Source organism: Catonella sp. (assembly GCF_057250765.1).
Genome location: NZ_DBHIEC010000038.1, coordinates 1 through 3,988 on the forward strand (window position 1 = coordinate 1; position 3,988 = coordinate 3,988).

At 37.1% G+C, this 3,988-nt stretch carries 4 protein-coding genes and 4 tRNA genes; 1 reads left to right on the top strand and 7 read right to left on the bottom strand.

Features of this window, described 5'->3' with window-relative positions:
- The 3 genes from ACO6HM_RS12220 to ACO6HM_RS12230 all read right to left on the bottom strand — a co-directional run.
- A partial coding sequence (locus ACO6HM_RS12220) for a substrate-binding domain-containing protein (RefSeq protein ID WP_485391300.1) occupies positions 1–720 on the bottom strand: 720 nt, incomplete at its 3' end.
- 111 nt (positions 721–831) lie between these two features.
- The gene (locus ACO6HM_RS12225) at positions 832–1,680 is read right to left on the bottom strand and encodes a class II fructose-bisphosphate aldolase (protein WP_485391301.1); all 849 of its coding nucleotides are present in this window, start codon (positions 1,678–1,680) and stop codon (positions 832–834) included.
- A gap of 10 nt (positions 1,681–1,690) precedes the next feature.
- Positions 1,691–2,821 (bottom strand): carbohydrate kinase family protein, encoded by a 1,131-nt coding sequence (locus ACO6HM_RS12230; protein ID WP_485391302.1) that lies wholly within the window; start codon positions 2,819–2,821, stop codon positions 1,691–1,693.
- Between the two features lie 295 nt (positions 2,822–3,116).
- On the opposite strand from ACO6HM_RS12230, the gene ACO6HM_RS12235 reads away from it, so the two are divergent.
- Positions 3,117–3,476, top strand: coding sequence for an ArsR/SmtB family transcription factor (locus ACO6HM_RS12235; RefSeq protein WP_485391303.1), 360 nt, complete (start codon positions 3,117–3,119; stop codon positions 3,474–3,476).
- 51 nt (positions 3,477–3,527) lie between these two features.
- Here the strand turns inward: ACO6HM_RS12235 and ACO6HM_RS12240 are convergent.
- The 4 genes from ACO6HM_RS12240 to ACO6HM_RS12255 form a co-directional block, all read right to left on the bottom strand.
- Positions 3,528–3,600 (bottom strand) — tRNA-Lys (locus ACO6HM_RS12240).
- A gap of 30 nt (positions 3,601–3,630) precedes the next feature.
- Positions 3,631–3,703, bottom strand: a tRNA-Phe gene (locus ACO6HM_RS12245).
- 6 nt (positions 3,704–3,709) lie between these two features.
- Positions 3,710–3,783, bottom strand: a tRNA-Met gene (locus ACO6HM_RS12250).
- A 55-nt stretch (positions 3,784–3,838) separates the two neighbouring features.
- Positions 3,839–3,920, bottom strand: a tRNA-Tyr gene (locus ACO6HM_RS12255).
- Between the last annotated feature and the right edge of the window lie 68 nt (positions 3,921–3,988).

Below are 3,988 nucleotides of genomic sequence, written 5' to 3' on the forward strand. Positions count from 1 at the left end.
ACTATGTGCTTGAAGTAAGTCTTCTGCAATACCCATAGCAACCTGTAAGTTACCCTTTGCATCCTGCTGTGCAACGATTTCAAAACCATGATCTTTAATTGCATCTAAGAAACCATTAGTTCTATCAACTACCGACTGCATTGTAGGAGAATCAAGAACTATAATCTTACCTCCCTTTGGGCATTTCTTAACTAAATCCTCACCAACAACCTTTCCTGCATTATAGTTATTTGATCCTGTATATGACACAAGGTATGACATATCACCAACCTGTGTGTCAAAGCCTACCATTGGAACATTTGCAGCCTTAGCCTGATCAAGTGCAGGAATAATTCCCTGTGCATCTACCGGATTCATAAATAATCCATCAAGATTTTGTGAAAGCATATCTTCAACCTGTGAAATCTGCTTTGTAACATCATTTCCAGGATCTGTTGTTACCAACTCGTCTCCCTTTGCTGTAATTAACTCTTTCATCTTGTCCTGAATCGTAACAAAGAATGGATTAGTTCCATCCATACAAGTATAACCAAATTTATAATGTTTACCTGCTGTACTTGTTTTACTACTTACCTGAGTACTTCCTGTTTTACTTGCAGATGTATTTGCTGTACTTCCACTTTTTGTGGTACTTCCACTACTTGCATTACCGCTTCCACAAGCGGTAAGTGAACCGACCATAGTTGCTGCTAAAATAAGTGCTAGAATTTTTCTTTTCATAAATCTTCTCCTCTTCAGATCCATATTTTTTTTAGTTCTAGGTATATAATACCTGTTTTTTATTTTCGATACACCTGTTTTTTGTAATCATTTTTTATTACATTTGTCATTTTACTTCAAATTTGCAAATATCCTGATTGTATCAATATATGTCTTTTTCATTGATTCGAGTCCCCATACTGCCACGTCATGATAAAATACATATCCTGAACTTTCTTCTAGCTTTTTCTTTACATACTCTCCAGCATATTTTGCTGCATATGTATAAAAATTAATCTTCCTAACTCCATTTTCAATACATTTTCTAAAATCCTCATCACTAATGCCTGAACCACCATGCATAACAACAGGAACTCCAGTTGCCTTACGAATTCTAGCTATTCTATCTATATCAAGTTTTGGGGCACTTTTATAGATTCCATGTACAGTACCAAACGAACAGGCAAGTGCATCAACCCCGGTTTCTACCACAAATTTCGCAGCTATATCAGGTTCAGTATAGCATCTCTCATCCGCCTCACCACCCTCTTCACTTACTTCTGCCCCCATTGAACCAATTTCAGCCTCAACTGATGCAGAGTACTGACTTGCCAAATCTACCACCGTCCTTGTATTTGCGGCATTAAGTTCATAAGGAAGAGCAGAACCATCATACATAACACTTGTAAAACCTAAATCTAATGCTCTTTTAACTTCTTCAAAGTCTGCACCATGGTCAAGATGTACACAAACTGGAACACTTGCTTTATCCCCAAGTGCTAGCATAGCTGGTGCAATGTTTTCAAGAGATACATACTCCTTATGTGCTGCATTTGCAAATTGTAAAATTACAGGTTGTTCGAGTTCCTCGGCAGCCCCTATAACTGCCCTTATTCCTTCCAGTGTAGTAAGATTAAATGCTCCTACTGCGATATTTTTTGCTTCTGCAATACCCAAAACTGATTTTAACGATACTAACATAAACTCCTCCTTATTTATGAATAAAATTTTGTTCCTTCCAGCCGTTTTGTATCTTTTTTTTTAGTATACTTATCGGTAGTAATCCCGACAAAGTGTCATATTCTGTTATACAGGATGCACCGGTACCCGCAGCTATCTTTAAAGTATCTTCAGGTGTCATTCCTTTGCATATCCCATATATAAATGCCGCTATTGACGTATCCCCTGCTCCTGTACCGGACAAGATCCTATCAGGTGTATAGCTATTTTGAAATATTCTCTTGTTTGACCATTCCTCTATACTTATTTTACCATCAAGTTCATTCATTCTGTTTCTGTCTGATGTCATGAGGTACATTCCTGCTGCTCCAACTTTAATGAGTACACCTTTACAACCGAGATTTATCACTTTTTCTGCCATAGGAACAATGTCTTCTGATAGTGATAAATGCATACAGATGTCATCACTTGCTCTATTTTGGATCTCGCGATATTTTTTCCTATCCAACATAAAACAAAGCTCTTCAATGCTTGGTACAAAAAAATCTACATAAGGCAAAACTTCAGAAAGCCTTTTATTCCAGTCAACATCTGCCTGCTCACTGTCTGGATCTATTGTAGTTACATCTAGACTTGTTATAAGTCCAAAATCCTTCACCTTCTGAAACATCTTTCTTAGTTCATCTTTATCTTCCCTAAAAAATTCTTTCATTAAGGTAGGGTATCCAAAATGAAAATAGTCCGAGTTCTTTACTACTTCATAGTCTATATCTTCTTCACAAAAGCTGTCATTAGCCGCGCTATCATGGAGAAATGCCCTATCACATCCATTGAGTGCTAAAACTATTGTATATGATGTGGTATCTTCCCCACTTACTATAAAATTTGGTTCAACACCTTGTTGTCTGTATTTCTCGTATAAAATTTCTGCAAATTCATCACTACCAACTTTTGCAATAAGTTTAACATCCACACCAAATTTTTTAAGAGCCAGTCCTGTATTGGTAACACAGCCTCCAGGTGCAATAGCAGCTTTACCAACATTTATCAATTTTCCTGCTTTTATTACGCTACCTATAGAACTTACTTTAGTCTTCATATTGAACTTTGGTGTAATATCAAGCGATACGTGCCCCGCTACTACAATCTTTTTTTCTTCCATACCGATTCTCCATTTATCTTTATAATAAGTATAATAATTTAATAGAGAAAACTTTTCTCTATATTCTTTATTCAATAATATCCTTACATTATTATAAAGATATTATTGCTAAGATTAAAGTTACAATAGTAATCTTTTCATACAATCCTATATTTTTCAATCGCATAAAATGATATTTATCTTGTTTGTAGATTTTATATCATTATGCTATACTTTTATAAAACGATATACGTGTCAAACTTATTTGATACTTTTATCATCACATTATAAAATTACAACTTTTGGGAGATTATATATGTTACATTTACCTCATGACCATCACCACGACAAACAGCATGAAGACGCACTTGCCCGTCTTGCTGTTATAGATGATTTCAATCTTACAGCAGAAGTTTTTAAACAGCTTGGGGATGGCAGCAGACTTAGAATATTTTGGCTTTTATGCCACTGTGAAGACTGTGTGCTCAACATCAGTGCAATGGTAAATATGTCTAGTCCTGCAGTTTCTCATCATTTGAAGCAGTTAAAAGCAGGTGAGCTTATTACAAGCCGTAGGAGCGGTAAAGAAATGTTTTACAAGGCTGCTGATAATGAAAGAAGCAGACTTTTACACTCAATGATTGAAAAATTGATGGGTATAATCTGCCCTGAATGACAAAAAGGCTCAAACCCTTGAAACTACTGAGTTTAAGCCTTTTCTCTCTTCTGAGACATGGGGGAATCGAACCCCCGACACCTTGATTAAAAGTCAAGTGCTCTACCGGCTGAGCTAATGTCCCATATTAAATTAACGTCTTTACAAGACAAAATGCCCAGAGCCGGAATCGAACCAGCGACACAGGGATTTTCAGTCCCTTGCTCTACCGACTGAGCTATCTGGGCAAAAAATTGCGGGGACAGGATTTGAACCTATGACCTTCGGGTTATGAGCCCGACGAGCTTCCAGACTGCTCCACCCCGCGATATTAAGTTTAGAAAATATCTTGGAATATTGCACTGTCCTACTATTTTCTAAAGTGGGTGGAGAAGGATTCGAACCTTCGAAAGCTATGCTAACAGAGTTACAGTCTGCTCCCTTTGGCCACTCGGGAATCCACCCAAAAAAGCCGATGATCGGACTCGAACCGATAACCTGCTGATTACAAATCAGCTGCTCTGCCAATTGAG